Here is a 26,940-nt window from a genome sequence, read left to right on the forward strand (position 1 = left end):
AGTGCGCAAGAAAGGTACAGACTCATTGAAACGTTTCAGCGTCATCAGAGTATTATCCAGTCATCGGGTGGCGTATTTTTTCTCATGTTAGCTGAAACGATTCAATTCAGCGGAGAGGAGAACTATGTTCCAGTTATCTGTACAGGATATCCATCCCGGCCAGCAGGCCGCGAATAAAGAAGAGGCAATACGTCAGATTGCTGGCGCGCTGGTTAGCGCGGGTAATGTGGCTGACGGCTACGTTAACGGTATGCTTGCCCGCGAGCAGCAGACCTCCACTTTCCTCGGCAATGGCATCGCTATTCCGCACGGCACCACCGATACCCGCGACCAGGTTCTGAAAACGGGCGTACAGGTGTATCAGTTCCCGCAGGGCGTGACCTGGGGAGAAGGACAAACCGCTTATGTGGCGATCGGTATTGCCGCCAGCTCCGACGAGCACCTCGGTCTGCTGCGTCAGTTGACGCACGTCCTGAGCGACGATTCGGTGGCTGAACAGTTGAGAACCGTCACCACCGCAGAAGAACTGCGCGCTCTGCTGATGGGCGAAAAGCAAAGCGAAGCGCTGAAGCTCGACAACGAAACGTTGAGCCTCGACGTGGTCGCCAACGATCTGCTGACGCTGCAGGCGCTGAACGCCGCGCGGCTGAAAGAGGCGGGGGCGGTAAACGCCGATTTCGTCAGCCGCACTATTAATGATGCGCCGCTCAACCTGGGCCAGGGGATCTGGTTGAACGACTGTGCGGAAGGCAACCTGCGCAGCGCCGTTGCCGTGAGTCGCGCCGCCAATGCGTTTACCGCTGACGGGCAGCCGGTGGCGCTGCTGATCACCGTCGCGATGGCCGATGAGCAGCCGACCGCGGTGCTTCATCGCCTGAGCAATCTGCTTATTGATAAAAAAGCGGAGCATCTGCTGAAAGCCGACGCCGCCACGCTGCTGGCGCTGCTGACCAGCGACGACGCCATTGCTGAAGACGTGCTGAACGCCGAGTTTGTGGTACGCAACGAGCACGGGCTGCACGCACGTCCGGGCACGATGCTGGTGAATACGATTAAACAATTCTCCAGCGACATTACCGTTACCAACCTCGATGGTTCCGGCAAGCCGGCCAATGGCCGCAGCCTGATGAAGGTCGTGGCGCTGGGTGTGAAAAAAGGTCACCGTCTGCGTTTTACCGCGCAGGGTGAAGATGCGCAACAAGCGCTGGATGCGATTGGCGAAGCGATCGCCGCAGGCCTTGGGGAGGGCGCATAAATGAGCAGACGTGTAGCAACGATTACTTTAAATCCGGCATACGACCTGGTGGGTTTCACCCCGGAAATCGAACGTGGCGAAGTGAACCTGGTACGTACCACTGGCCTGCATGCGGCAGGCAAAGGTATCAACGTGGCGAAGGTGCTGAAAGATCTTGGCATCGACGTCACCGTCGGCGGCTTCCTCGGTAAAGATAACCAGGATGGCTTCCAGCAGCTGTTTAGCGAGCTGGGTATCGCCAACCGCTTCCAGGTGGTGCAGGGGCGTACCCGTATTAACGTCAAGCTGACGGAAAAAGATGGCGAAGTGACCGATTTCAACTTCTCCGGTTTCGAAGTGACCCCGGCGGACTGGGAGCGTTTCGTTAATGATTCTCTGAGCTGGCTGGGGCAGTTCGATATGGTTTGCGTCAGCGGCAGCCTGCCGTCCGGCGTGAGTCCGGAAGCCTTTACCGACTGGATGACGCGCCTGCGCAGCCAGTGCCCGTGCATTATTTTCGATAGCAGCCGCGAAGCGCTGGTTGCAGGGCTGAAAGCCGCGCCGTGGCTGGTAAAACCAAACCGCCGCGAGCTGGAAATCTGGGCTGGCCGCAAGTTGCCGGAGATGAAAGATGTTATCGACGCCGCCCATGCGCTGCGCGAGCAAGGTATCGCCCACGTGGTGATTTCGTTAGGCGAAGAGGGTGCGCTGTGGGTTAACGCCTCCGGCGAATGGATTGCCAAACCGCCTTCAGTAGAAGTCGTCAGCACCGTCGGCGCCGGTGATTCGATGGTCGGCGGCCTGATTTACGGCCTGCTGATGCGTGAATCCAGCGAGCATACCCTGCGCCTGGCGACCGCCGTCGCCGCCCTGGCCGTTAGCCAGAGCAACGTTGGCATTACCGATCGTACCCAGTTGGCCGCAATGATGGCGCGCGTCGACTTACAACCCTTTAATTGACAGCAGGAGAGGCATAATGAAAACGCTGCTGATTATTGATGCCGGGCTTGGCCAGGCTCGCGCCTACATGGCGAAGACCCTGCTCAGCGCCGCGGCGCAGAAAGCGCACCTTGAGCTGATTGATAACCCGAACGATGCCGAACTGGCCATCGTGCTGGGAACCGCACTGCCGGCTGACAGCGCGCTGAACGGTAAAAACGTCTTTCTGGGCGATATTAACCGTGCTGTCGCCCATCCGGAGCTGTTCCTGGGTGAAGCGAAAGATCACGCTAAGCCGTACGTTGCGCCAGCGGCGGTAGCCGTTCCGGCCGCCGCCCAGGGGCAGAAACGTATTGTCGCCGTTACCGCTTGTCCGACCGGCGTAGCTCATACCTTTATGGCGGCGGAAGCCATTGAAACCGAGGCTAAAAAACGCGGCTGGTGGGTGAAAGTGGAAACCCGTGGTTCCGTGGGGGCCGGTAATGCCATTACTCCGGAAGAGGTGGAGCAGGCGGATCTGGTGATCGTCGCCGCCGATATCGAAGTCGATCTGGCGAAGTTCGCCGGTAAACCGATGTATCGCACCACCACCGGACTGGCACTGAAGAAAACCGCGCAGGAGCTGGATAAAGCCGTTGCTGAAGCGAAGCCGTACCAGCCATCCGGCAAACCGCAGGCCTCCGGTGACGGTAAAAAAGAGTCGGCTGGCGCCTATCGTCACCTGCTGACCGGCGTCTCCTACATGCTGCCGATGGTGGTCGCGGGCGGTCTGTGTATCGCGCTGTCGTTCGCGTTCGGTATTAAAGCGTTTGAAGTGAAAGACACCATGGCGGCGGCGTTGATGCAAATCGGCGGCGGGTCAGCCTTTGCGCTGATGGTGCCGGTACTGGCAGGCTTTATCGCGTTCTCCATCGCTGACCGTCCGGGTCTGACGCCTGGTCTTATCGGCGGTATGCTGGCCGTGAGCGGCGGTTCCGGCTTCATCGGCGGTATTATCGCCGGTTTCCTTGCCGGTTATGTGGCGAAGTTAATCAGTACTAAGCTGAAACTGCCGCAGAGTATGGAAGCGTTGAAGCCGATTCTGATCATTCCACTGATTTCCAGCCTGATTGTTGGTCTGGCGATGATCTACCTGATCGGTAAACCGGTGGCGGGTATCCTGGCCTGGCTCACCCACTGGCTGCAAACCATGGGGACGGCGAACGCGGTGCTGCTCGGCGCGATCCTTGGCGGCATGATGTGTACCGATATGGGCGGCCCGGTGAACAAAGCGGCTTATGCTTTCGGTGTGGGTCTGTTGAGTACTCAAACCTATGCGCCGATGGCGGCGATTATGGCGGCCGGTATGGTGCCACCGCTGGCGCTTGGCCTGGCGACGCTGATTGCCCGCCACAAGTTCGATAAATCGCAGCGTGAAGGCGGTAAAGCGGCGCTGGTTCTGGGTCTGTGCTTCATTACCGAAGGGGCGATTCCATTCGCCGCACGTGACCCGATGCGCGTACTGCCTTGCTGTATCGTTGGCGGCGCGGTGACCGGCGCTATCTCGATGGCGGTTGGCGCGAAACTGATGGCGCCGCATGGCGGTCTGTTCGTTCTGCTGATCCCAGGCGCCATCACTCCGGTGCTGGGTTATCTGCTGGCGATTATTGCCGGTACGCTGGTTGCGGGTCTCTCTTACGCGGTGCTGAAGCGCCCGGAAGCGCCGGCGGCGGAAGCTGAAAAAGCGGCGTAATATAAGCGCAATAAAAAAGGGCCGATTTGTCGGCCCTTTTTTTGTGTCTGGATTCAGGCCACTTCGGCGGTCTGCTGCGCCCGCAGCCAGGCAATTTCTTCCGCCCAGATATCCGGGTTAATGGTTTCCAGAATCAGCGGGATACCATCGAAACGGTTATCCTGCATGATCCAACGAAAAGCATCATGGCCGATATTGCCTTCACCCAGGCTATGGTGACGGTCGACGCGGCTGCCAAAAGCGCTTTTGGCATCATTCAGGTGCATGCCGCGCAGATACTGGAAGCCGACGATCCGTTCGAATTCGGCGAAGGTCTTTTCACACTCCTCCGCGCTGCGTAGGTCATAGCCGGCGGCGAAAGCGTGGCAGGTATCGATGCAGACGCCAACGCGGGATTTGTCTTCAACGCCGTCAATGATGGCGGCAAGATGCTCAAATTTAAAACCGAGGTTACTGCCCTGACCGGCGGTATTTTCGATAACCGCGGTCACGCCTTCGGTTTTCGCCAGCGCGATGTTGATGGATTCAGCGATACGCGCCAGGCATTCATCTTCCGGGATCTGCTGCAGGTGGCTGCCCGGATGGAAGTTGAGCAGCGTTAATCCCAACTGCTGGCAGCGGGTTAATTCATCGATAAACGCCTCGCGGGATTTCTCCAGCGCTTCTTCGACCGGGTGACCGAGGTTAATCAGGTAGCTGTCGTGCGGCAGGATCTGCCCCGGGCCGAAGTGATATTTTTCGCAGGCGGCTTTGAATTCGGCAATCGCTTCGTCGGTGAGCGGCGCGGCGCGCCATTGACGCTGATTTTTGGTGAACAGGGCGAAGGCGGTCGCTTCGATTTCCGCGGCGCGGATGGCGGCATTGGCCAGCCCGCCGGAGGCGCTAACGTGCGCTCCAATATATTTCATAAAAAAACTCCAGTTAAGCCGCTGGGGGGAGGGTAATGATAGCGGCTTAACCGGAGAGTTACAGCAATGAATGAATATCGACGAGAAAACTTACTGCTTAGCCAATCAGGTGGTGGATAGCGAAGTTAATCGCGCCGCCGCCAACAATCAGCCAGACGAACAGCATCAGCGCCATCAGCAGCGGCTTCGCACCGGCTTTTTTCAGTGCGCTGACGTGGGTGGTTAAGCCCAGCGCGGCCATCGCCATCGCCAGCAGTACGGTATCGAGGGTGACCAGCATATCGACGACGGCTTTCGGCAGCAGGTGGAAGGAGTTAAATACCGCCACCAGAATAAACAGAATGGCAAACCACGGAATGGTGATTTTGCTCTTTTCGCCGTTACCGGCTGGCGCCAGTTGTTTCACACGAGCAGCAATGAACAGCAGGAACGGAGCCAGCATCATCACGCGCAGCATTTTGGCGATAACCGCGGCATTTTCGGCGTCCGGGCTAACCGCGTGACCGGCGGCAACGACCTGGGCGACTTCATGCATGGTGGAGCCCATATAGATGCCATAGGTTTCCGGAGTGAACCAGTGCGCCAGCAGCGGATACATCGCCGGGTAGAGGAAGATGGCGATAGTACCGAAGATAACCACTGTCGCCACGGCGACCGTCACTTTACTGGCTTCGGCTTTGACGACCGGCTCGGTGGCCAGGACCGCCGCGGCGCCGCAGATGCTGCTACCGGCGCCAATAAGCCAGCTGGTATGTTTATCGAGCCCGAAAACCTTCTGCCCGAGGAAACAGGCGATAAAGAAGGTGCTGGACAGCGTCAGTACGTCAATCAGGATCCCGCTGACGCCGACGTCAGCAATCTGGGCAAACGTCAGACGAAAACCATAAAGAATGATCCCCAGGCGCAGCAGATACTGCTTGGCGAAAATCACCCCGCCGTCGCAGGACTGCCAAATTTTGGGATAAACGGTGTTACCGACCACCATGCCGAACAAGATAGCCAGCGTCAGCGCGCTGAAGCCCGCGCCGGCGATAGCAGGGAAACTGCCTGCCCACAGGGCGGCGCCGGTCAACGCGGCGGTCAGCGCCAGGCCTGGGACGAAATGCCACAGGGTGCGATGTTTAGTGGGTAAAGTGAGTGCTGTCATAACCTTCTCCTTTGTCTGGGCAAAGAATACGACTGGCTGGTTTAAAAATAAAATTGATTATATATTTATAATCTATCGGAATAAGTGATAAACCCTTCATCCTTCGCGCTGCAGATGTGTTGGCTGCGTTTACTCACCCCAGTCACTTACTGATGTAAGCTCCTGGGGATTAATGAGGGACATCCTTGTCCCTCACCGGAGGCCAGCCTTTGACTGGTCAAATTCGTTCCTGACGAATTTGTCGCTCACTTGCCGCCTTTCTGCAGCACGAATGATTTTGGGTTATACCCTTCATCCTTCAGGCCACAGCCCTGCTGATTTATGTCACCATAGCGTTGACGGTTATCCAGCTTGGGCTAATAAACAGGTGAGTTATGCATATCACGCTACGGCAACTGGAAGTTTTTGCTGAGGTTTTGAAAAGCGGGTCAACGACGCAGGCGTCACAGATGCTGGCGCTGTCGCAGTCGGCGGTGAGCGCGGCGCTAACCGACCTGGAGGGGCAACTCGGCGTTCAGCTGTTTGACCGCGTCGGTAAACGGCTGGTGGTCAACGAGCATGGTCGCTTGCTCTACCCGCGGGCGCTGGCGCTACTGGAGCGCGCTGGAGAGATAGAACAGCTGTTTCGCGGCGATAATGGCGCAATCCGCGTTTATGCCAGTAGCACCATCGGCAACTATATTCTGCCGGAAATCATCGCCCGCTACCGCCGCGACTTCCCCGAACTGCCGCTGGAGCTGAGCGTCGGCAACAGCCAGGATGTGATTAATGCGGTCAGCGATTTGCGCGTCGATATTGGCCTGATTGAAGGGCCGTGCCACGCGGCGGATATTATCGCCGAGCCGTGGATTGAAGATGAACTGGTGGTGTTCGCCGCCCCTGATTCGCCATTCCTGGAAGGCGAATTGACGCTGCAACGGCTGGCGGAAGCGCAGTGGATCCTGCGCGAGCATGGCTCCGGCACGCGGGAGATCGTCGATTATGTGCTGTTGTCGCATCTGCCCGCATTTCAACTGGGCATGGAGCTTGGCAACTCAGAGGCCATTAAACATGCGGTCCGCCACGGACTAGGCATCAGCTGCCTGTCGCGGCGAGTCATTGCCGAGCAGCTGGAGGCCGGAACGCTGGTGGAGCTCAAGCTGCCGCTACCGCGCCTGACGCGCACGTTGTGGCGTATTCGCCATCGGCAAAAACACGTTTCCAAGGCGCTGCAGCGCTTTATCCGTTACTGCGAGGTGTAGCGGTATCCCTTATTGGCGCGTAGCCGTGCTGCACGCAGATCTCCGGGGTTCTGGCATAATGCCAGCTGCCCATGGGAACGGGTTCCCAGCAGCGAATATAGCGCGGCGAGCCGTATACCATAAAATGTAAGGTAAAAATGGCGCTGTTGATGACGATCAGCAGCGCCAGCGTAAATCCGGCGATAGCGGTCAGCAGGCGATTTTCATAACTTCCATCGACGGTTTTACCACGCAGCACTCTGCCCATCCGCCAGGCGAATGAAAAAAAGAGCAGCGCGGAGCCGGTAAAATTGGCCTTCAGTAAGGAAACGGAGGCGAAGTCCGGCCAACCGCGTAATTTCAGTAATGGCAGATAGTCGGTTGCTAAATAGAGCGCGTAAACCCCTAGCGCCGGAAAAATAAGCCATGCGTTTAGCTGTTGCCAGATTCGCTGTGCGCGAGTGGCCTGCGGTTCGGCGTTAGCAACTTTTGCTGGTTTCTTCACGGGGTATTCTCCCTATTAGCAATGGGGGAGGGGATTTGCACCCTTTTGTCGAAATGGTCGCACCAGTCGCTATTCCACACGTACATATAAATGGTGTGTTTGCTGTATTGCTTGCATACGCCGTACTGCGGGTTATCCCGATAGTGGTCCATCGTGCGCCAGTCCAGCCAGGCGAAAGCCGCAATATAGATAAGAGAAAAGGCGCAGAAGACTTTGCATAGCCGAACCATCAGCCGCTTTTTCACTCCGACGCCCGCCAGTAGCCCCAGCAGCCCCGCAATCGCAAGAGGAAGCGCGCCGACAAGAAAAGTCTCCCTGTTATCGGTCAGGTAATTCGGCAGCCGCAACCAGTGTTCCAGCACCGTGATACTGGCGTACAGGCCAATAACGAATAGATACAGGCAGAAAATCGCCAGTAGCAGAAAGGCATCGGGGGCCAGGCTGCGACGAGTGGGGGAAACCATAAGCTGACTCCTTCAGCATTGTGACAATCCTCGCGTTATTTTGCCGTAAGCCGCGATTTTTTGTCTGTTTTTTTATGCGCCAATGCAGGATTACTGCTTTACTAATAATTTGTGTCAGATCATGAAGCTCTCTTATAACTTTGCATTTGTACCGGATGGATGGACGATCGTCTGCTACAATCGCGCCTCATTTTTTGGATGGATAGCATTTTCACATGGTTTCGGAAACTAAAACCACAGAAGCGCCCACGCTCCGCCGCGAGCTAAAAGCGCGCCACTTGACCATGATCGCTATTGGCGGTTCCATCGGTACAGGTCTTTTCGTTGCCTCTGGCGCAACAATTTCTCAGGCAGGCCCCGGCGGCGCGCTGCTTTCCTACATTCTGATCGGTCTGATGGTGTATTTCCTGATGACCAGTCTCGGCGAGCTGGCGGCGTTTATGCCGGTTTCAGGCTCTTTTGCGACCTACGGTCAGAACTATGTAGAAGAAGGCTTTGGTTTCGCGCTGGGCTGGAACTACTGGTACAACTGGGCGGTGACTATCGCCGTTGACCTCGTTGCTTCGCAGCTGGTGATGAGCTACTGGTTCCCGGATACACCCGGCTGGATCTGGAGCGCCTTATTCCTCGGCATCATGTTCCTGCTGAACTGGATCTCGGTACGCGGCTTCGGCGAAGCGGAGTACTGGTTCTCGCTGATTAAAGTTGCCACCGTGATTATCTTTATCATCGTCGGCATTATGATGATTTTTGGCATCTTCGAAGGCGCCAAGCCGGCGGGCTGGAGCAACTGGGGCATTGATGATGCGCCGTTTGCCGGCGGTTTTGCGGCGATGATCGGCGTGGCGATGATTGTCGGCTTCTCCTTCCAGGGTACCGAGCTCATCGGTATTGCCGCGGGCGAATCGGAAAATCCGGAGAAGAACATTCCGCGCGCGGTGCGTCAGGTGTTCTGGCGTATCCTGCTGTTCTATGTCTTCGCGATTTTGATTATCAGCCTGATCATCCCGTATACCGATCCGAGCCTGCTGCGCAACGACGTTAAAGACATTTCCGTTAGCCCGTTCACCCTGGTGTTCGAGCACGCCGGTCTGCTCTCTGCGGCGGCGATCATGAACGCGGTTATCCTGACGGCGGTGCTGTCGGCGGGTAACTCCGGGATGTACGCCTCTACGCGTATGTTGTATACCCTGGCGTGCGACGGCAAAGCGCCGCGCATTTTCTCGAAGCTGTCGAGAGGCGGCGTACCGCGCAACGCGCTGTATGCGACTACCGTGATTGCGGCGCTGTGCTTCCTGACCTCGATGTTCGGCAACCAGACGGTTTACCTGTGGCTGCTGAATACCTCCGGGATGACTGGCTTTATCGCCTGGCTGGGTATTGCGATCAGCCACTACCGTTTCCGTCGTGGTTACGTGTTGCAGGGTAACGATATTAATAACCTGCCGTACCGTTCCGGGTTCTTCCCGCTGGGGCCGATCTTCGCCTTCGTACTGTGCCTTATCATCACCCTTGGCCAGAACTATGAAGCCTTCCTCAAGGACACCATTGATTGGGGCGGCGTGGCGGCGACCTACATCGGTATTCCGCTGTTCCTGGTTATCTGGTTTGGTTACAAGCTGGTGAAAGGTACCCGCTTCGTGCGCTACAGCGAAATGAAGTTCCCGGAACGCTTTAAAGGCTAATTCCACACTCTACCGCTTTCGATAAAGCCCTCTTTTAAAGAGGGCTTTTTTTATGCCCGCAAGGCTTACAATCGGACACACTTCTTCATAATTGTATTGATAATTGTAATCATTATCCTTATCATTTCGGCAAATTCAGGATGAAGCCAATCTCCATATCTTGCCGCTCAACTACGAAAGGCAAGGGGTGACCAGCCACATCGACTGTAAAAAAATTGCGCGCGGCCGCCAGAGCCGCGTGTCGACAGGATGTGCAAGCAGCACCCTTTGTTTGATTTGTAGTTGACCTCATGGAGATTTGGTATGTTCAGGTTAAACCCTTTTGCCCGGGCGGGACTGTGCGCGTCCGTCGTAGCATTGGCATTTCCGGCGCTGGCCGCAAATGATGACGAAACGCTGGTTGTCACCGCCGCGGCGACTGAACAGAGCGTCAAAGATGCGCCCGCCAGTATCAGCGTGATCACCCAACAGGACTTGCAGCGTAAGCCGGTGCAGAACCTGAAGGACGTGTTGCGCGATGTGCCTGGCGTTCAGCTCACCAACGAAGGGGATAACCGCAAGGGTGTCAGCATCCGCGGTCTGGATAGCAGCTATACGCTAATCCTGATCGATGGCAAACGTGTCAACTCGCGTAACGCCGTCTTCCGCCATAACGATTTCGATCTGAACTGGATCCCGGTGGACTCCATCGAACGGATTGAAGTGGTGCGCGGCCCGATGTCTTCCCTGTACGGTTCCGATGCGCTCGGCGGCGTGGTCAATATCATTACCAAAAAAATCGGCCAGAAATGGACCGGTACCCTCAGCAGCGATGCCACCATTCAGGAACACCGCGATCGCGGTGACACTTATAACGGCCAGTTCTTCACCAGCGGCCCGCTGATTGACGGCGTGCTGGGGATGAAAGCCTACGGCAGCCTGGCGAAACGTAGTAAAGACGATCAGCAATCTTCCAGCAACGCTGCGGGTGAAACGCCGCGCATTGAAGGTTTCACCAGCCGCGACGGTAACGTTGAGTTCGCCTGGACGCCAACGGAGAATCAGGACATTACCGCCGGCTACGGTTTCGATCGCCAGGATCGCGACTCAGACTCGCTTGATAAAAATCGCCTTGAACGCCAAAACTACTCTTTGACCCATAACGGGCGCTGGGATGTCGGCAATAGCGAAGTGAAATTCTACGGCGAGAAAGTGGATAACAAAAACCCGGGGCAGGCTGGGACCATTACCTCTGAAAGCAATGCGGTGGATGGTAAATATGTGATGCCGTTGGGGATGATCAACCAGATCGTCACCCTCGGTGGTGAATGGCGCCATGATAAACTCAAAGATCCGGTAAACCTGAGCAGCGGCGGAAAATCGACTTCCGCCAGCCAGTACGCGCTGTTCCTCGAAGACGAGTGGCGGATCTTTGAACCGCTGGCGCTGACCACCGGCATCCGTATGGACGATCACCAAACCTACGGCGATCACTGGAGCCCGCGTGCGTATCTGGTCTATAACGCCACCGATACCGTGACCGTGAAAGGCGGTTGGGCTACGGCCTTTAAAGCGCCGTCGCTGCTGCAATTGAACCCGGACTGGACCACTAACTCCTGTCGCGGTAGCTGCAGCATTATCGGTAACCCGGATTTGAAGCCGGAAACCAGCGAAAGCTTTGAGCTTGGTCTGTATTACAGCGGTGAAGAGGGCTGGCTGGAAGGGGTTGAAGGCAGCGTGACCGCCTTCCAGAACAACGTTGACGATATGATCGACATCCTGCGTACCTCCAGCGCCAGCGAAGCGCCGGGTTACCCGAACTTCGTCGGCTGGAAGACCGTGAACGGTAAGCGCGTGCCGGTATTCCGCTACTTCAACGTCAACAAAGCGCGGATTAAAGGCGTGGAGACCGAAGTGAAGGTTCCGTTCGGCGAAGAGTGGAAACTGACGGTCAACTATACCTATAACGATGGTCGCGATCTGAGCAACGGCGGCAATAAACCGCTGCAGACGCTGCCGTTCCATACCGCTAACGGTACCCTCGACTGGAAACCGCTGGAGGATTGGTCTTTCTATGTCACGGCCAACTATACCGGCGAGCAGCGTGCGGTAAGCGCGACGGGTAAAACCCCGGGCGGCTATACCATGTTTGATATCGGCGCCGCGTGGCAGGTCAGCAAAAGCGTGAAACTGCGCTCTGGCGTGCTTAACGTCGGCGATAAAGACCTGAGCCGCGACGATTACAGCTACACCGAAGATGGGCGTCGCTACTTTATGGCCGTCGATTACCGCTTCTGATCGTGATGAACCGGGCGATGTAAATCGCCCGCAGAGACTCGCGGCTGAAACTACTTCAGCAGGAACTGCGCATGGAAGCGCAGATGATCTTCTATAAAGGTGGCAATGAAATAGTAGCTGTGGTCGTAGCCGGGCTGGATACGCAGGCTCAGCGGCCACTGTTTCTGTCGCGCCGCCTCTGCAAGGACCGCGGGCTGTAGCTGGGTACCGAGAAACTGGTCGGCGTCACCTTGATCAATTAATGTGGGAATGGCATCCCCGGTCTGACTTGCCTGCATCAGTGCGCAGCTGTCCCACTCTTGCCAGTTCGCTTCATCATTGCCGAGATAGGCGCTGAACGCCTTTTGTCCCCATGGAACTTTGCATGGGTTGACGATCGGCGCGAAGGCCGAGACGCTGGTAAAGCGCCCTGGGTTTTTCAGCGCCATGATGAGCGCGCCGTGGCCGCCCATCGAGTGGCCGCTGATAGCGCAACGGTCGGCGACCTTAAATTGACGGTTAATCAACTGCGGCAGCTCATCGCGCAGATAGTCGTACATGCGAAAATGCGCCGCCCACGGCGCCTGAGTGGCGTTGAGGTAAAAACCCGCGCCTTTACCGAGATCGTAACCGGCATCATCGGCGACGTCATCACCGCGCGGGCTGGTGTCGGGCATCACCAGCGCGATGCCAAGTTCGGCGGCGACACGCTGGGCGCCAGACTTGGTGGTGAAGTTTTCGTCATTGCAGGTCAAACCGGATAGCCAGTACAGCACCGGCGGAGGGGCGGTTTCCGTCGTCGGCGGTAAAAAAATGCTGAACGTCATCGCACAGTTCAGGGTACTGGAGTGATGACGCCAGCGCTGCTGCCGACCCTCGTAACAGCGATGTTCTTCAAGCAGTTCCATGCAGGGCTCCTCGGGTATCTATGTGTAATGCTTAATAATACAGATATTTCATTAACCGGTGAGTAACTTTCACTTTCCCGTCGCGCAAAGCTATTGCATCATTAATACGAGTTATAAAGAACGTCTCTAAACATCTACAGTGCTAATGAATGCGCGCGAGGGCGGTAGGGCTCGCTGGCGTGGCGCATCGACAACGTCCAACCGCAGCGGTAAAAATGAAAGGTTGCGCCAATTTCAATAATTATCGTGACGGCTACTGGATTATGTGCGCCACCTCACGCACAATGAGTGCAAACTTTGCCCTCAGAAGAGCAAAGAGCGCCACACCTGCAGGAGAACCTAAATGTCATCATTGAGTAAAGAAGCCATACTCGTTCATGAAGCGCTGGTCGCTCGTGGGCTGGAGACGCCGCTGCGTCCGCCAGTACAAGAAATTGATAATGAAACGCGCAAGCGTCTGATCGCCGGGCACATGACTGAGATTATGCAGCTGCTGAATCTTGATCTCAGTGACGACAGCCTGATGGAGACTCCGCATCGCATCGCAAAAATGTACGTTGATGAGATTTTCTCCGGTCTGGATTATGCCAGATTCCCGAAAATCACCGTTATTGAAAACAAAATGAAAGTTGACGAGATGGTGACGGTCCGCGATATCACGCTGACCAGTACCTGTGAACATCACTTTGTGACGATTGACGGCAAAGCGACCGTTGCTTATATCCCGAAAGATTCGGTAATCGGCCTGTCGAAAATTAACCGCATCGTGCAGTTCTTTGCCCAGCGTCCGCAGGTGCAGGAGCGCCTGACGCAGCAGATCCTTACCGCGCTGCAGACTTTGCTCGGTACCAGCAACGTCGCGGTATCCATTGACGCGGTGCATTACTGCGTGAAAGCGCGCGGCATCCGTGATGCGACCAGCGCCACGACCACCACTTCGCTTGGCGGTCTGTTTAAATCCAGCCAGAATACCCGCCAGGAGTTCCTGCGCGCCGTACGTCACCACAATTAATTCGGAGCAGGGTGCATGGAGAGAAACGTCACGCTGGACTTCGTTCGCGGCGTCGCCATCCTCGGCATTCTGCTACTGAATATCACCGCCTTCGGCTTGCCGAAGGCGGCCTATCTGAATCCGGCCTGGGCCGGGAGTATTTCGCTGAGCGACGCCTGGAGCTGGGCAATCCTCGACCTGTTTGCGCAGGTAAAATTCCTCACCCTGTTTGCACTGCTGTTCGGCGCCGGATTGCAAATGCTGCTGGTACGCGGTAAACGCTGGATCCAGTCGCGGCTAACGCTGCTTGCCCTGCTTGGTTTTATTCACGGCCTCTTTTTCTGGGACGGCGATATTCTGCTGGCCTATGCGTTGGTGGGGCTAATTGCCTGGCGCATGGTGCGCGATGCCCATCATGTTAAATCGCTTTTTAATACCGGCGTAGTGCTATATCTCATCGGTATTGCGGTGCTGGTATTGCTGGGATTGATTTCCGCCAACGGCGCCAGCCGGTCATGGGTGCCCGATGCCGCGAATGTGCAGTATGAGCAGTTCTGGAAGCTCAAAGACGGTATGGAGGCGGTGAGCAATCGCGCGGATATGCTGTCCGATAACCTGGTGGCGCTGGGCGTGCAGTACGGCTGGCAGCTGGCGGGGATGATGCTAATGGGCGCGGCGCTGATGCGCTGCGGCTGGTTGAAAGGGCAGTTTAGCCTTAGCCATTATCGCCGCGTCGGGGCTGTGCTGATTATTGCCGGAATGATGGTAAATGTGCCGGCCATCGCCGCGCAGTGGTACTTGCAATGGGACTACCGCTGGTGCGGTTTTCTGCTGCAGGCGCCGCGTGAACTTGGCGCGCCGCTACAAACCATCGGCTATGCCGCGCTGGCGTGGGGATTCTGGCCGCAATTATGCCGCTTTCGTCTGGTTGGGGCGATTGCCTGCGTTGGGCGGATGGCGCTCAGTAACTATTTACTGCAAACCCTGATCTGCACCACGCTGTTCTATCATCTGGGCCTGTTTATGAAATTTGACCGTTTACAGCTGTTGGCCTTTGTGCCGGCGGTGTGGGCCGTTAATCTCCTCTTCTCGCAGTTTTGGCTGCGTCATTTCCGCCAGGGGCCCGTTGAGTGGCTATGGCGTCAGTTAACCCTGAGAGCCTCAGGGACATCATCCAGAGATACATCTGTATAACGATCTCGATCACAATCATTAACAAAATGGATGTAACCGTTTCCAGCCGTGTGACCTCACTCACGTAGCGCGGTGCGCGTCGCTGCCAGAATAGCCACCTTGCTGAACACAGGAGGTGGGTGTGACGTATTGCAATGCGATAAAGGCGGGTATGTATGATCACCATTCGTGATGTCGCCCGTCAGGCGGGGGTTTCCGTGGCGACGGTTTCACGGGTTCTGAACAACAGCGCGCTGGTGAGCCCGGATACCCGGGAGGCAGTGATGAAGGCGGTCGCGCAACTGGGCTATCGGCCGAATGCCAATGCCCAGGCGCTGGCGACCCAGGTTAGCGATACCATTGGCGTGGTGGTGATGGATGTGTCAGACGCCTTTTTCGGCGCGCTGGTGAAAGCGGTGGATACCGTCGCGCAGCAGCATCAGAAATATGTGCTAATCGGCAACAGCTACCATGAAGCTGAAAAAGAGCGTAACGCCATTGAGGTGCTGATTCGCCAGCGCTGTTCGGCGCTTATCGTGCATTCGAAAGCGTTAAGCGATGCCGAACTTGGCGACTTTATGCAGCATATTCCAGGCATGGTGCTGATAAACCGCATTGTGCCGGGCTTCGCGCACCGCTGCGTGGGTCTCGATAACGTCAGCGGCGCGCTAATGGCTACGCGGATGCTGCTCAATCACGGCCATCAACGGATTGGCTATCTCTCTTCCAACCACGGCATTGAAGATGATGAACTGCGCCGCGAAGGGTGGAGTAAAGCGCTGCAGGAGCAGGGCATTATCGCGCCGGATAGCTGGGTGGGCTCGGGTTCGCCGGATATGCAGGGCGGTGAAGCGGCGATGGTAGAACTGCTGGGGCGTAATTTAGGCCTGACCGCGGTGTTTGCCTATAACGACAGTATGGCTGCCGGGGCGTTAACCACTCTCAAGGATAACGGCATTGCCGTGCCGCAGCATCTCTCGCTGATTGGTTTTGATGACATTCCCATTTCCCGTTACACCGATCCGCAGTTGACTACCGTGCGCTATCCCATTATGTCGATGGCGAAATTGGCTACCGAACTGGCGCTACAAGGGGCGGCAGGGAAACTCGATAGCGAGGCTAGCCACTGCTTTATGCCCACGCTGGTGCGGCGCCATTCGGTGACGCAAAAGCAAAGTGTGGGGCCGATCACTAACTGAATCTATTAGCTGATGTAACCGCTTTCAATCTGTGAGTAAATTCACAGTATATTAACATTCAGCTGTTTATGATGGCAGCGTTGACCAGTCCGAACCAGACTGTACGGGTGATGCTTTAAAATATCATCTTAAACAATAGGTTAGGCACTTGATGAAGCCGTTTTTCTGGAGCGTTACCCTACACGGAAGACAGAATTAACGTTGTGAATATCGTTGTGCGGTAACCCTAATGTAACAACTCCCGCCAGCTATCTTCACGCCAAAAAAAACGATGCAAAATAATAAAACCGGAGATTCCATGAATAAGAAGGTCTTAGCTCTGTCCGCCGTCATGGCTGGCATGCTTTTTGGCGCCGCAGCGCATGCCGCGGATACCCGTATCGGCGTTACGATCTACAAGTATGACGACAACTTCATGTCCGTTGTGCGTAAAGCGATCGAAAAAGACGGCAAATCTGCGCCGGACGTGCAACTGCTGATGAATGACTCGCAGAACGATCAGTCCAAACAGAACGATCAGATCGACGTGCTGCTGGCGAAAGGTGTGAAGGCGCTGGCCATCAACCTGGTTGACCCGGCGGCGGCGGGTACGGTTATCGACAAAGCGCGTGGGCAAAATGTGCCGGTGGTGTTCTTTAACAAAGAGCCGTCGCGCAAGGCGCTGGATAGCTACGATAAAGCCTATTATGTGGGTACCGACTCCAAAGAATCCGGGATTATCCAGGGCGATCTTATCGCCAAACACTGGAAAGCGAATCCAAACTGGGATCTGAACAAAGATGGTCAGATTCAGTTTGTTCTGTTGAAAGGCGAGCCGGGCCACCCGGATGCCGAAGCGCGTACTTCCTACGTTATCAAAGAGCTGAATGAAAAAGGTCTTAAAACTCAGCAACTGGCGTTAGATACCGCCATGTGGGATACCGCGCAAGCGAAAGATAAAATGGACGCCTGGCTCTCCGGCCCGAACGCCAACAAAATCGAAGTGGTCATCGCGAACAACGATGCGATGGCGATGGGCGCGGTAGAAGCGCTGAAAGCGCATAACAAGAGCAGCATTCCGGTGTTCGGCGTCGATGCCCTGCCTGAAGCGCTGGCGCTGGTGAAATCCGGCGCGATGGCCGGTACCGTGCTGAACGACGCCAACAACCAGGCCAAAGCGACCTTCGATCTGGCGAAGAACCTGGCTGACGGCAAAGAGCCCGCTGCTGGCACCAACTGGAAAATTGAGAATAAGATTGTCCGCGTACCGTACGTAGGCGTAGATAAAGACAACCTCAGCCAGTTTATCGGTAAATAAGTTCTTCATGCATTGCGGGCGCGCTCGCGCGCCCGATTATTCCTGATACCGAAGCCGATTTTGCTGCGATATAACTTATCGTCGCGGATCGGCACGAACGCAGCCAGGTATAACTATGGTCAGCAATAATAGCGTACAGTCGGGCGAATATTTGTTGGAAATGAGTGACATCAACAAATCTTTCCCCGGCGTTAAAGCTCTTGATAATGTCAACCTGAAGGTTCGTCCGCACTCTATCCATGCATTAATGGGTGAGAATGGCGCGGGTAAATCGACATTATTAAAATGCTTATTTGGAATCTATCAAAAAGATTCCGGCAGTATTCTTTTTCAGGGAAAAGAAATCGATTTCCATTCGGCGAAAGAAGCGTTGGAAAACGGTATTTCTATGGTGCACCAGGAATTAAACCTGGTACTTCAACGTTCGGTCATGGACAACATGTGGCTGGGACGTTACCCCACCAAAGGCATGTTTGTCGATCAGGATAAAATGTATCGCGATACCAAAGCGATATTTGATGAACTCGATATTGATATTGATCCGCGCGCTCGCGTGGGGACTTTATCGGTATCGCAGATGCAGATGATTGAAATTGCCAAAGCATTCTCCTATGACGCGAAAATCGTCATTATGGATGAGCCTACCTCATCGCTGACAGAAAAAGAGGTCAATCACCTGTTTAAAATAATCCGCAAGCTGAAAGAGCGTGGCTGCGGTATTGTTTATATCTCCCATAAAATGGAGGAGATATTTCAGCTATGCGATGAGATTACGATCCTGCGCGATGGTCAGTGGATTGCCACCCAGTCGCTGGAGGGGCTGGATATGGATAAGATCATCGCGATGATGGTTGGCCGTTCGCTGAACCAGCGTTTTCCGGATAAACAAAACAAACCGGGCGAAGTGATCCTTGAAGTTCGAAACCTGACCTCGCTGCGCCAGCCGTCAATTCGCGATGTCTCATTCGATCTGCATAAAGGTGAAATCCTCGGTATTGCCGGACTGGTGGGCGCTAAACGTACCGATATCGTTGAAACGCTGTTTGGCATCCGCGAAAAGGCCAGCGGCACAATTACCCTGCATGGCAAAAAAATTAATAACCATAGCGCTAACGAGGCGATAAACCACGGCTTTGCGCTGGTGACCGAAGAGCGTCGCTCGACGGGAATTTATGCTTACCTCGATATTGGTTTTAACTCGCTGATATCAAATATCAAGAAGTATAAAAACAAGGTCGGTCTGCTGGATAATTCGCGGATGAAAAGCGACACCCAATGGGTTATCGATTCCATGCGGGTTAAAACCCCAGGTCATCAAACTCAGATCGGTTCACTTTCCGGCGGGAATCAGCAGAAGGTTATTATCGGCCGTTGGTTATTAACCCAGCCGGAAATATTAATGCTTGATGAACCAACCCGCGGGATTGACGTCGGGGCCAAATTCGAAATTTATCAGCTGATTGCCGAACTGGCCAAAAAAGATAAAGGCATCATTATTATCTCTTCCGAAATGCCGGAGCTGCTGGGAATTACCGACCGTATACTGGTTATGAGCAACGGGCTGGTTGCCGGAATTGTTGAGACCAAAACCACGACGCAAAATGAAATTCTGCGTCTTGCATCATTGCACCTTTGAGATCAGGGGCTTTCCATGAGTGCGTTAAATAAAAAGAGTTTTCTCACTTACCTGAAAGAGGGTGGGATTTACGTTGTACTTTTGGTCTTGCTGGCCATTATTATTTTTCAGGATCCGACCTTCTTAAGTCTGTTGAACTTAAGTAACATCCTGACGCAATCCTCGGTACGTATTATCATCGCGCTCGGCGTCGCCGGGCTGATTGTCACCCAAGGGACCGACCTTTCTGCCGGACGTCAGGTGGGTCTGGCGGCGGTGGTAGCGGCTACCATGCTGCAGGCGGTGGATAACGCCAACAAGGTGTTCCCGGAGATGGCGACCATGCCGATTCCGTTGGTGATTCTGCTGGTCTGCGCGATCGGCGCGGTGATTGGCTTGATTAACGGTATCGTCATTGCCTATCTCAACGTGACGCCGTTTATCACTACCCTGGGTACGATGATCATCGTTTACGGTATCAACTCCCTGTACTACGACTTTGTCGGCGCGTCGCCGATTTCCGGTTTCGACAGCCACTTCTCGCAGTTTGCCCAGGGCTTTGTCGCTTTAGGTTCATTCCGCCTGTCGTACATTACTTTCTACGCGCTGATCGCTATCTTCTTCGTGTGGATCCTGTGGAATAAAACCCGTTTCGGTAAAAACATCTTCGCTATCGGCGGCAACCCGGAAGCGGCGCGTGTCTCCGGCGTTAACGTGGCGCTGAACCTGCTGATGATTTATGCCCTGTCCGGGGTGTTTTACGCCTTCGGCGGGCTGCTGGAAGCCGGACGTATCGGTTCGGCGACCAACAACCTCGGCTTTATGTACGAACTGGATGCGATTGCCGCCTGCGTGGTGGGGGGCGTTTCCTTCAGCGGCGGCGTGGGTACGGTTTTCGGCGTGGTGACCGGGGTCATTATCTTTACCGTCATCAACTATGGTCTGACCTACATTGGCGTCAATCCATACTGGCAGTACATTATTAAAGGGGCGATTATCATCTTCGCCGTGGCGCTGGATTCACTGAAGTACGCGCGTAAGAAATAAGATTGAACATATAAAAAACCCGCGCCTGGCGCGGGTTTTTTATGCCTGAAATTCGATAAAACGACGGCGGCTATTTTTCTTTCTGTAGCTCCAGTAACTGCTCGGGCGTGACCGCCGGGTAGGATTGCGCATCCTCCGGAACTTCATGCTGCTGCGCCGGAATGGGGATCAGCGGCCCGAGGAAACGCGGTTCGCGTTTGAAGATATAGAGATCCGCCAGCGCGCCAAATCGGGCGCCAAACTCGCGAAGACGTACGGTCCACATATCCTTCGGCGAAGGCACCGCATAGCACTGCGCCTGAATCCCCATATGCAGGGCGATAAACAGCGCGCGTTCGCAATGGAAGCGCTGGGTGATAATAATAAAATCATTGGTATCGAACACTTTGCGGGTGCGCACGATCGAATCGAGGGTACGGAAACCGGCATAGTCCAGCACGATATCCGCCGGATCGACGCCGGCTTTAATCAGATCGCGGCGCATGGTCATCGGTTCGTTATAGCTTTGCAAGGCGTTGTCACCGCTCAACAGCAGATAATTAACCTTACCGCTATTGTAGGCGTTGAGCGCGCCCTGGATCCGATAACGATAATACTGATTGATCACGCCGGTGCGATAATATTTGGCAGTGCCCAACACCACGCCCACCTGGCGGTAGGGGAGATCCTGCAGCTCATCGTAAATATAGGGCGCGGTTTTCCAGCTCATCCAGCGGTCAAGACCCAGCACGGTCAACAGCAGCAGGCCGAGCAGGACTAACAGGCTGTATAACACACGCTTTAACATGAACTTGACTCAATGGTGGACGAAGGAAGCTTCAGGCTACTTTACCCGCCGGGTAAGCGCAAGAAACCATCGTTTAATTGCGGGGATTTTCAGCAATATGGCAGATTACCGAATCCAGGCCGGAGAAGCCAAAGGCGCATCCGGCAATCTGCTCAGGCTATCAGGCTAATTAACCTAACAGCACGCGGTCGATATTCTGACAGCCCAACGCTTTCAGGGTTGCAACGGTCGCATCCCACTGGATAAGCGATGCATCGGCTTTCTCGGCCAACAGCGCGCGCTGGATATCCGGATAGTCGTAACCGTTAAGGCTCAGCAGGTTCAGCGCGCCCTGCAGCGGCGGTAGCGTCGGATTGAACGCCGCGTTTTCCGCGTAGCTGCCGCAGAAAATGGTGCCGTCTTTCAGCTCCAGCGCCACGCCGGAAGGGGAGTTGCTGTACGGCGCGTGGCAGCGGTTCGCCGCCTGAATAGCCGCCTGCGTGAGCGCATCGCCGCTGAGAGGGAAGCCGTGATCCTGCTCATCCATCAACAGAGTTTTGATTTCCAGATCTTTCGGGCCAAAGGCGTCCGGCAGATAGTGCTGCAGGGAGTGCGCTTCGCGACCCGGCAGATGAATGCGCAGCGCCAGACCGCTGTTCAGTTCATTCATAAACTGGCGGCAGTGGCCGCAAGGCGTGTAGTTGACGGTAATGGCGCGCAGGGATTTTTCGCCGCGTAGCCAGGCGTGGCTGATGGCGCTCTGTTCCGCGTGGACGGTCTGTTGCATGGTGGCGCCGAGGAATTCCATGTTGCCGCCGAAATACCAGCGACCGCTCACGCCGCGGGCGATAGCGCCAACGTTAAAGTGAGAAAGATCGGCGCGGGCGCAGGCGGCGGCAAGCGGCAGTAGCGCAAAGGCCAGCGCGTCTTCATCCAAACCTGTTGCTTGTTGTAGCGTCGCCACCTGATCGGCTTCGAGCAGCGCCGGGAAGTGCGGGTCTGCGAGCATCGGGGCGATGGCCGCCTGCAGGTCTGCCGCCAGATTAGTCAAAGCAGCTTGAAAACGAGAGTGCATAGCGTTGCCTCATAACAATGTAATGGGAAGCTAGTGTACGGGCCCGCACGGGACCCATATGTGACATAGGTCTCATTGTTTATGCAACGCTAATTTGTTGCATTTATAAATGTGATGCAAATCACAATTATCCGACAACAGCGACGATCACCGGGAACAGAAAAGGCGCGACCAGCGAGGTAATAATTCCGCACAGTACCAGCGCCAGCGAGCTAAACGCTCCTTCCTGGTAGTCCAGTTCGGCGCAACGCGCGGTGCCGAGGGCGTGCGAGGCGGTACCCATCGACAGGCCGCGGGATGCTTTAGTATGAATACGCATGGCGTTAAGCAGCGTATGGCCGAACACCGCGCCGAGGATCCCAACGAAAATGACGCACACGGCGCTAATCGCTGGAATACCGCCAATACTGCCGCTGACCGCCATGGCAATTGGCGTGGTGACGGATTTTGGCATGATGGAAGCGGCTATTTGCGGGGTGGCGCCCATCAGCAGAGCGACGGTGGTACCGGTGATCATCGCCACGCAGCTACCGATAAAGCAGATGGTGATGATGGATTTCCAACGCGCGCGGATCTGGTGCAGTTGTTCATATAGCGGAAAGGCCAGCGCAACCACCGCCGGCTGCAGCAGATCGTTAAGGATTTTGCTGCCGGCAAAATAGCGTTCATAAGAAATACCGGTGACCAGCAGGAAAGGAATAATGACCACCATGGCGACCAGCAGCGGGTTGAGCAGCGGAAATTTAAACCGCGCCGCCAGCTTGCGGGCAAGGAAAAAGACAATCAGCGTTAACGGTAGCGACCACCACATTTCATGGATCATTTTTTACTTCCTTTTTGCCCGATGATTTTGCGTTCACCGTGGACCAGATGCGAGCTCCAGCTCACCACCAAAAAGACTAATAAAGTACTGACGGCGCAGGACACCGCCACCGGGCCCAGCTGCGCGCGCAGTAAATCCCAGTACTGCATTACGCCAACACCGATAGGCACGAACAGCAGCGCCATGTAGCGAATCAGAATGTTGCAGCCGGGGTTGACCCACTGCGGCGGCATAATTTGCAGCGCCAGCAGCACGAACAAAATCAGCATGCCGATAATGCTGCCGGGGATCGTGATGGGCAGTAGCCCGGCGATAAAAATGCCTGCATACAAGCAGGCGTAAATCAGGACGAAAGCTCGCACGTACTGCCAGATAATATTCAGCGACTTACTCATGGTAATAACCCTTGATGAACTGCCATTCATCATACAATTAAACCCTGAAATGTGCTACCGATCACATCATGAATTCTAGGCATCGTCAGCATAGAAAATGGGAACAGCGGCCTTATTCTGCGAGGTAGTGCAGAAAACGAGTGAGCGCCAGCGATGGTACTTCGCTTTTGCGCCAGAACACCCCAACGCTACCTTTTTGTTCAATACGCGGCAAATTCAGAATCGTCAGCTGCCGATGTTCGGCGTAATGCTGCGCCAGCCGCAAAGAAAGAATAGAGATCATATCGCTGCTTTGCAGCAAATTGCTGGTGACATTCATCGAGGCTGACTCGATAGTATTCTCCGGCAGCATGACGCCGTTATCGACCAGCGCGTTATCAATGCTTTGGCGAATGGGCGTGCCGGTAGGCCAGACGATCCAGCGCCAGGTGGCGAGATCTGCCCAGCTCAGACGTGGCATGCTAGCTAGCGGATGGTCGGGACGGGCGACGAAGCACACCGGTTCGGTATAGAGCACACGATAGTTGAGCGGCAGTTCCAGCGCGCGGCCGCCAACACGTCCGACGACCACATCGACCACGCCGGAGAGCAGGTCGTGCAGCAGCGGGGTCATCACTTTTTCTTCAATATTCAGATGCAGGGTCGGCATCTCTTTAAGCAGGGAGAGGATCGCCTGCGCCACGCAGTCTGTCGCCACGGGAGAGCAGCCGATCATCAGGCTGCCGACCAGTCCACCTTGCTTAAAGCGCTCGATCTCGTACTGCGAGCGCGACATATCGTTGATTAGCCGCTGGGCGTGCTGAAGCAGCAGTTTACCGCCTTCCGAAGGGCGCAGGCCCTTACTGTGGCGCTCAAAGAGCGGCATGCCGACTTCTTCTTCAAATTGCGTCAGCCACTTAGAGAGTGCGGGCTGGGTAATATTCATCATTTTCGCGACCTGCGTGAGATTGCCTTGCTCACCCAGCGCCACCAGCATTTTCAAATGCTGCAGCTTCAACTTTTGCGTCCAGTTCGCCATCAGCCGATAACCTCCAGGTTATGTCTATGCCCGAAAAGCCATTGTACATTTCATCGCCATGGTTACAAAATCGCAACATAAAAGAAATAAATACAACATCTACCCTGACCTGCACTGAGGCATCATTATGGCTCAACGACGTGAACTACAGACGTTACTTAACGCAGCGCCGGTTGGCGCCCTGCAGTGGCGTGTGATTATCTGCTGTTTTCTGGTGGTGATGCTTGATGGATTTGACACCGCCGCCATTGGCTTTATCGCTCCCGATATCCGTGTTCACTGGCAATTGAGCGCCAGCGACCTCGCGCCGCTGTTTGGCGCCGGACTATTGGGATTGACCGCCGGGGCGCTGCTCTGCGGCCCGCTTTCCGACCGTTTCGGTCGTAAACGGGTGATTGAGTTTTGCGTCGCGCTGTTTGGCCTGTTCAGTCTGCTCTCCGCATTCTCGACGAATCTAGAGATGCTGGTTTTTCTGCGTTTCCTCACCGGTCTGGGATTAGGCGGGGCGATGCCCAACACCATCACCATGACTTCGGAATATCTGCCCGCCCGCCGCCGCGGCGCGTTAGTTACCCTGATGTTCTGCGGCTTCACCCTCGGTTCGGCGCTGGGCGGGGTGGTGAGCGCCCAACTGGTGGCGCATATCGGCTGGCACGGCATTCTGGCCTTAGGCGGGATCCTGCCGCTGCTGCTGGCCGTCGCGCTGCTGTGGGCGCTGCCGGAATCGCCGCGCTGGCAGGTTCGTCGCGGGCTGCCGCAGGCGACTATCGCCAGAACCGTCAGCGCTATCACCGGCGAGCGCTATCCCGAGACCCATTTCTGGCTCGACGAACCGGCAGCCGGGCCGAAAGGCAGCATTAGCCAGCTGTTTGCCGGCCGACAACTGGCGATCACCTTGATGCTCTGGGTGGTGTTCTTTATGAGCCTGCTGATTATCTATCTGCTCTCCAGCTGGATGCCGACGCTGCTTAACCATCGTGGTATCGATTTACAGCACGCTTCGTGGGTGACCGCCGCGTTTCAGGTGGGCGGCACGCTCGGCGCACTGTTGCTCGGCATCCTGATGGACCGTTTCAATCCCTTCTTTGTGCTGGCGCTAAGTTATTGCCTGGGCGCGTTGTGCATCGTGATGATCGGTTTAAGCGAAAACGGTTTGTGGCTGATGGCGCTGGCGATTTTCGGCACCGGAATTGGCGTGAGTGGTTCGCAGGTGGGCCTGAATGCGCTGACCGCCACCCTTTACCCAACCCAGAGCCGCGCGACCGGGGTCAGTTGGTCCAACGCCATCGGCCGCTGCGGCGCCATCGTTGGTTCGCTCTCCGGCGGCATGATGATGGCGATGAATCTCTCTTTCGACACGCTGTTTTACGTTATAGCGGTACCGGCGGCGATCGGCGCGGTGATGCTCATCATGCTGATGCTGGCGGTTCGCCGTCCTGGATCTGTACCCGACGCGCTGCCCTCTGCGGGTGTCGCGAATAAATAAGGAGAACAATAATGACCCTATCTACTCCGCAATCGAACCGCGAACGCCAGCAGTTCTACCAGCATATTGCCGGGCAGAATCTGACGCCGCTGTGGGAATCCTTGCACCACCTGGTGCCGCAAACACCGAATGCCAACTGCGCCCCGGCGTACTGGAACTATCAGGAAATTCGCCCGCTGCTGCTGGAAAGCGGGCAGTTAATCGGCGCTAAAGAGGCGGTGCGTCGGGTACTGGTGCTGGAGAACCCGCAGCTGCGCGGCCAGTCGTCCATTACCGCGTCGCTGTATGCCGGCCTGCAGCTCATCATGCCGGGCGAGGTGGCGCCGAGCCACCGTCACAATCAGTCGGCGCTGCGCTTTATCGTGGAAGGCCACGGCGCGTTCACCGCCGTCGACGGCGAGCGCACGCAAATGCGCCCCGGCGATTTTATTCTGACTCCGCAGTGGCGCTGGCACGATCACGGCAATCCTGGCGATGAACCGGTGGTCTGGCTCGATGGTCTCGATTTACCGCTGGTCAACTATCTCGGCTGCGGATTTGCTGAAGATTATCCGCAGGAGCAGCAGCCGGTGACGCGTAAAGAGGGCGACTACCTGCCGCGCTATGCTGCCAATATGCTGCCGCTGCGCCATCAGGTGGGAAATTCCTCGCCGATTTTTAACTACCGCTACGACCGTAGCCGCGAGGCGCTGCACGACCTGACCCATCTTGGCGAGGCCGACGAATGGGACGGCTACAAGATGCGCTACGTCAACCCGGTCACCGGCGGCTATCCGATGCCCTCGATGGGCGCTTTCCTGCAACTGTTGCCTAAAGGGTTCCGGTCGCGGGTGGCGAAAACCACCGATAGCACCATCTACCACGTAGTAGAAGGTAGCGGCCAGGTGACGATTGGCGAACAAACCTTTGCATTCCAGGCGAAAGACATCTTCGTGGCGCCAACCTGGCACGGCGTATCGTTCAACGCCAGCGAAGAGTGCGTGTTATTTAGCTTCTCGGACCGTCCGGTACAGGAGGCCTTAGGCCTGTTCCGCGAAGCGCGTTATTAATAAGAAGG

The 26,940-nt window shown here is 55.7% G+C and carries 24 protein-coding genes; 14 read left to right on the plus strand and 10 right to left on the minus strand.

Features of this window, described 5'->3' with window-relative positions:
* Positions 1–124 precede the first annotated feature (124 nt).
* The 3 genes from fruB to fruA are packed head-to-tail and all read left to right on the plus strand — an operon-like array spanning position 125 to position 3,905.
* Positions 125–1,255 carry a fused PTS fructose transporter subunit IIA/HPr protein gene (fruB, locus tag ABLU86_RS07830; protein WP_045359623.1) on the plus strand — a complete coding sequence of 377 codons (1,131 nt, stop codon included), beginning with the start codon at positions 125–127 and terminating at the stop codon, positions 1,253–1,255.
* Positions 1,256–2,194 (plus strand): 1-phosphofructokinase, encoded by a 939-nt coding sequence (fruK, locus tag ABLU86_RS07835; RefSeq protein WP_015365695.1) that lies wholly within the window; start codon positions 1,256–1,258, stop codon positions 2,192–2,194.
* Between the two features lie 16 nt (positions 2,195–2,210).
* Positions 2,211–3,905, plus strand: a complete 1,695-nt coding sequence (gene fruA / locus ABLU86_RS07840) for a PTS fructose transporter subunit IIBC (protein WP_046883893.1) — start codon at positions 2,211–2,213, stop codon at positions 3,903–3,905.
* 53 nt (positions 3,906–3,958) lie between these two features.
* Here fruA and nfo read toward each other — a convergent pair whose 3' ends face one another.
* Together nfo and ABLU86_RS07850 are read right to left on the minus strand one after the other, a co-directional pair.
* Positions 3,959–4,813 (minus strand): deoxyribonuclease IV, encoded by an 855-nt coding sequence (gene nfo / locus ABLU86_RS07845; protein WP_020078284.1) that lies wholly within the window; start codon positions 4,811–4,813, stop codon positions 3,959–3,961.
* A 97-nt stretch (positions 4,814–4,910) separates the two neighbouring features.
* Positions 4,911–5,960, minus strand: coding sequence for a YeiH family protein (locus tag ABLU86_RS07850; RefSeq protein ID WP_045376791.1), 1,050 nt, complete (start codon positions 5,958–5,960; stop codon positions 4,911–4,913).
* 374 nt (positions 5,961–6,334) lie between these two features.
* Between ABLU86_RS07850 and yieE the strand changes: the two genes are divergently transcribed.
* The gene (gene yieE, locus ABLU86_RS07855) at positions 6,335–7,201 is read left to right on the plus strand and encodes a DNA-binding transcriptional regulator YeiE (protein WP_015365699.1); all 867 of its coding nucleotides are present in this window, start codon (positions 6,335–6,337) and stop codon (positions 7,199–7,201) included.
* On the opposite strand, the gene ABLU86_RS07860 is transcribed toward yieE, so the two are convergent.
* Both ABLU86_RS07860 and ABLU86_RS07865 read right to left on the minus strand, forming a co-directional pair.
* Positions 7,179–7,685: a hypothetical protein gene (locus tag ABLU86_RS07860; RefSeq protein WP_046883894.1), complete on the minus strand. Its 507-nt coding sequence runs from the start codon at positions 7,683–7,685 to the stop codon at positions 7,179–7,181. The two genes, yieE and ABLU86_RS07860, sit on opposite strands and share 23 nt — an antisense overlap.
* The gene (locus ABLU86_RS07865; RefSeq protein ID WP_032712047.1) at positions 7,682–8,149 is read right to left on the minus strand and encodes a hypothetical protein; all 468 of its coding nucleotides are present in this window, start codon (positions 8,147–8,149) and stop codon (positions 7,682–7,684) included. The genes ABLU86_RS07860 and ABLU86_RS07865 overlap by 4 nt, the downstream gene beginning before the upstream one ends.
* A gap of 215 nt (positions 8,150–8,364) precedes the next feature.
* On the opposite strand from ABLU86_RS07865, the gene ABLU86_RS07870 reads away from it, so the two are divergent.
* Both ABLU86_RS07870 and cirA read left to right on the plus strand, forming a co-directional pair.
* Positions 8,365–9,834, plus strand: coding sequence for an amino acid permease (locus ABLU86_RS07870; protein WP_015365702.1), 1,470 nt, complete (start codon positions 8,365–8,367; stop codon positions 9,832–9,834).
* A 303-nt stretch (positions 9,835–10,137) separates the two neighbouring features.
* Positions 10,138–12,111, plus strand: coding sequence for a catecholate siderophore receptor CirA (cirA, locus tag ABLU86_RS07875; protein ID WP_045376785.1), 1,974 nt, complete (start codon positions 10,138–10,140; stop codon positions 12,109–12,111).
* 50 nt (positions 12,112–12,161) lie between these two features.
* On the opposite strand, the gene fghA is transcribed toward cirA, so the two are convergent.
* Entirely contained in the window at positions 12,162–12,998 is an 837-nt protein-coding gene (fghA, locus tag ABLU86_RS07880; RefSeq protein ID WP_046883895.1) for an S-formylglutathione hydrolase, read from the minus strand.
* A gap of 343 nt (positions 12,999–13,341) precedes the next feature.
* On the opposite strand from fghA, the gene folE reads away from it, so the two are divergent.
* The 6 genes from folE to mglC all read left to right on the plus strand — a co-directional run bounded on the left by folE (position 13,342) and on the right by mglC (position 20,320).
* On the plus strand, positions 13,342–14,010 hold the full coding sequence (folE, locus tag ABLU86_RS07885) for a GTP cyclohydrolase I FolE (RefSeq protein WP_015365708.1): 669 nt from the start codon (positions 13,342–13,344) through the stop codon (positions 14,008–14,010).
* A gap of 15 nt (positions 14,011–14,025) precedes the next feature.
* A complete protein-coding gene (gene yeiB, locus ABLU86_RS07890) occupies positions 14,026–15,183 on the plus strand; it encodes a DUF418 domain-containing protein YeiB (RefSeq protein ID WP_348796134.1) in 1,158 nt (385 codons plus the stop codon).
* 155 nt (positions 15,184–15,338) lie between these two features.
* Positions 15,339–16,361 carry an HTH-type transcriptional regulator GalS gene (gene galS / locus ABLU86_RS07895; protein WP_015365710.1) on the plus strand — a complete coding sequence of 341 codons (1,023 nt, stop codon included), beginning with the start codon at positions 15,339–15,341 and terminating at the stop codon, positions 16,359–16,361.
* A gap of 298 nt (positions 16,362–16,659) precedes the next feature.
* Positions 16,660–17,658 (plus strand): galactose/glucose ABC transporter substrate-binding protein MglB, encoded by a 999-nt coding sequence (mglB, locus tag ABLU86_RS07900; RefSeq protein WP_015365711.1) that lies wholly within the window; start codon positions 16,660–16,662, stop codon positions 17,656–17,658.
* A gap of 115 nt (positions 17,659–17,773) precedes the next feature.
* Complete coding sequence (gene mglA, locus ABLU86_RS07905) at positions 17,774–19,294, plus strand: galactose/methyl galactoside ABC transporter ATP-binding protein MglA (protein ID WP_046883897.1); 1,521 nt, start codon at positions 17,774–17,776, stop codon at positions 19,292–19,294.
* 15 nt (positions 19,295–19,309) lie between these two features.
* Positions 19,310–20,320, plus strand: coding sequence for a galactose/methyl galactoside ABC transporter permease MglC (mglC, locus tag ABLU86_RS07910; protein ID WP_015365713.1), 1,011 nt, complete (start codon positions 19,310–19,312; stop codon positions 20,318–20,320).
* A 70-nt stretch (positions 20,321–20,390) separates the two neighbouring features.
* Here mglC and sanA read toward each other — a convergent pair whose 3' ends face one another.
* From sanA to ABLU86_RS07935, 5 genes are all read right to left on the minus strand, one after another.
* The gene (gene sanA / locus ABLU86_RS07915) at positions 20,391–21,107 is read right to left on the minus strand and encodes an outer membrane permeability protein SanA (protein ID WP_015365714.1); all 717 of its coding nucleotides are present in this window, start codon (positions 21,105–21,107) and stop codon (positions 20,391–20,393) included.
* Between the two features lie 169 nt (positions 21,108–21,276).
* Positions 21,277–22,161, minus strand: a complete 885-nt coding sequence (cdd, locus tag ABLU86_RS07920) for a cytidine deaminase (protein WP_015365716.1) — start codon at positions 22,159–22,161, stop codon at positions 21,277–21,279.
* A gap of 127 nt (positions 22,162–22,288) precedes the next feature.
* Entirely contained in the window at positions 22,289–22,984 is a 696-nt protein-coding gene (locus tag ABLU86_RS07925) for a CidB/LrgB family autolysis modulator (protein ID WP_015365717.1), read from the minus strand.
* Positions 22,981–23,379 carry a CidA/LrgA family protein gene (locus ABLU86_RS07930; RefSeq protein ID WP_020078292.1) on the minus strand — a complete coding sequence of 133 codons (399 nt, stop codon included), beginning with the start codon at positions 23,377–23,379 and terminating at the stop codon, positions 22,981–22,983. The genes ABLU86_RS07925 and ABLU86_RS07930 overlap by 4 nt, the downstream gene beginning before the upstream one ends.
* A gap of 112 nt (positions 23,380–23,491) precedes the next feature.
* Positions 23,492–24,397, minus strand: coding sequence for a LysR family transcriptional regulator (locus ABLU86_RS07935; protein WP_063411240.1), 906 nt, complete (start codon positions 24,395–24,397; stop codon positions 23,492–23,494).
* Positions 24,398–24,524: 127 nt separating this feature from the next.
* Here ABLU86_RS07935 and ABLU86_RS07940 point away from each other — a divergent pair, with 127 nt between their 5' ends.
* Positions 24,525–25,883 carry an aromatic acid/H+ symport family MFS transporter gene (locus ABLU86_RS07940; protein WP_020078293.1) on the plus strand — a complete coding sequence of 453 codons (1,359 nt, stop codon included), beginning with the start codon at positions 24,525–24,527 and terminating at the stop codon, positions 25,881–25,883.
* An 11-nt stretch (positions 25,884–25,894) separates the two neighbouring features.
* Positions 25,895–26,932 carry a gentisate 1,2-dioxygenase gene (gene gtdA / locus ABLU86_RS07945; protein ID WP_047044889.1) on the plus strand — a complete coding sequence of 346 codons (1,038 nt, stop codon included), beginning with the start codon at positions 25,895–25,897 and terminating at the stop codon, positions 26,930–26,932.
* The last annotated feature ends 8 nt before the right edge of the window (positions 26,933–26,940 follow it).

It is taken from the genome of Klebsiella sp. JN_Kp121 (assembly GCF_040062145.1).
GTDB lineage: Bacteria > Pseudomonadota > Gammaproteobacteria > Enterobacterales > Enterobacteriaceae > Klebsiella > Klebsiella aerogenes.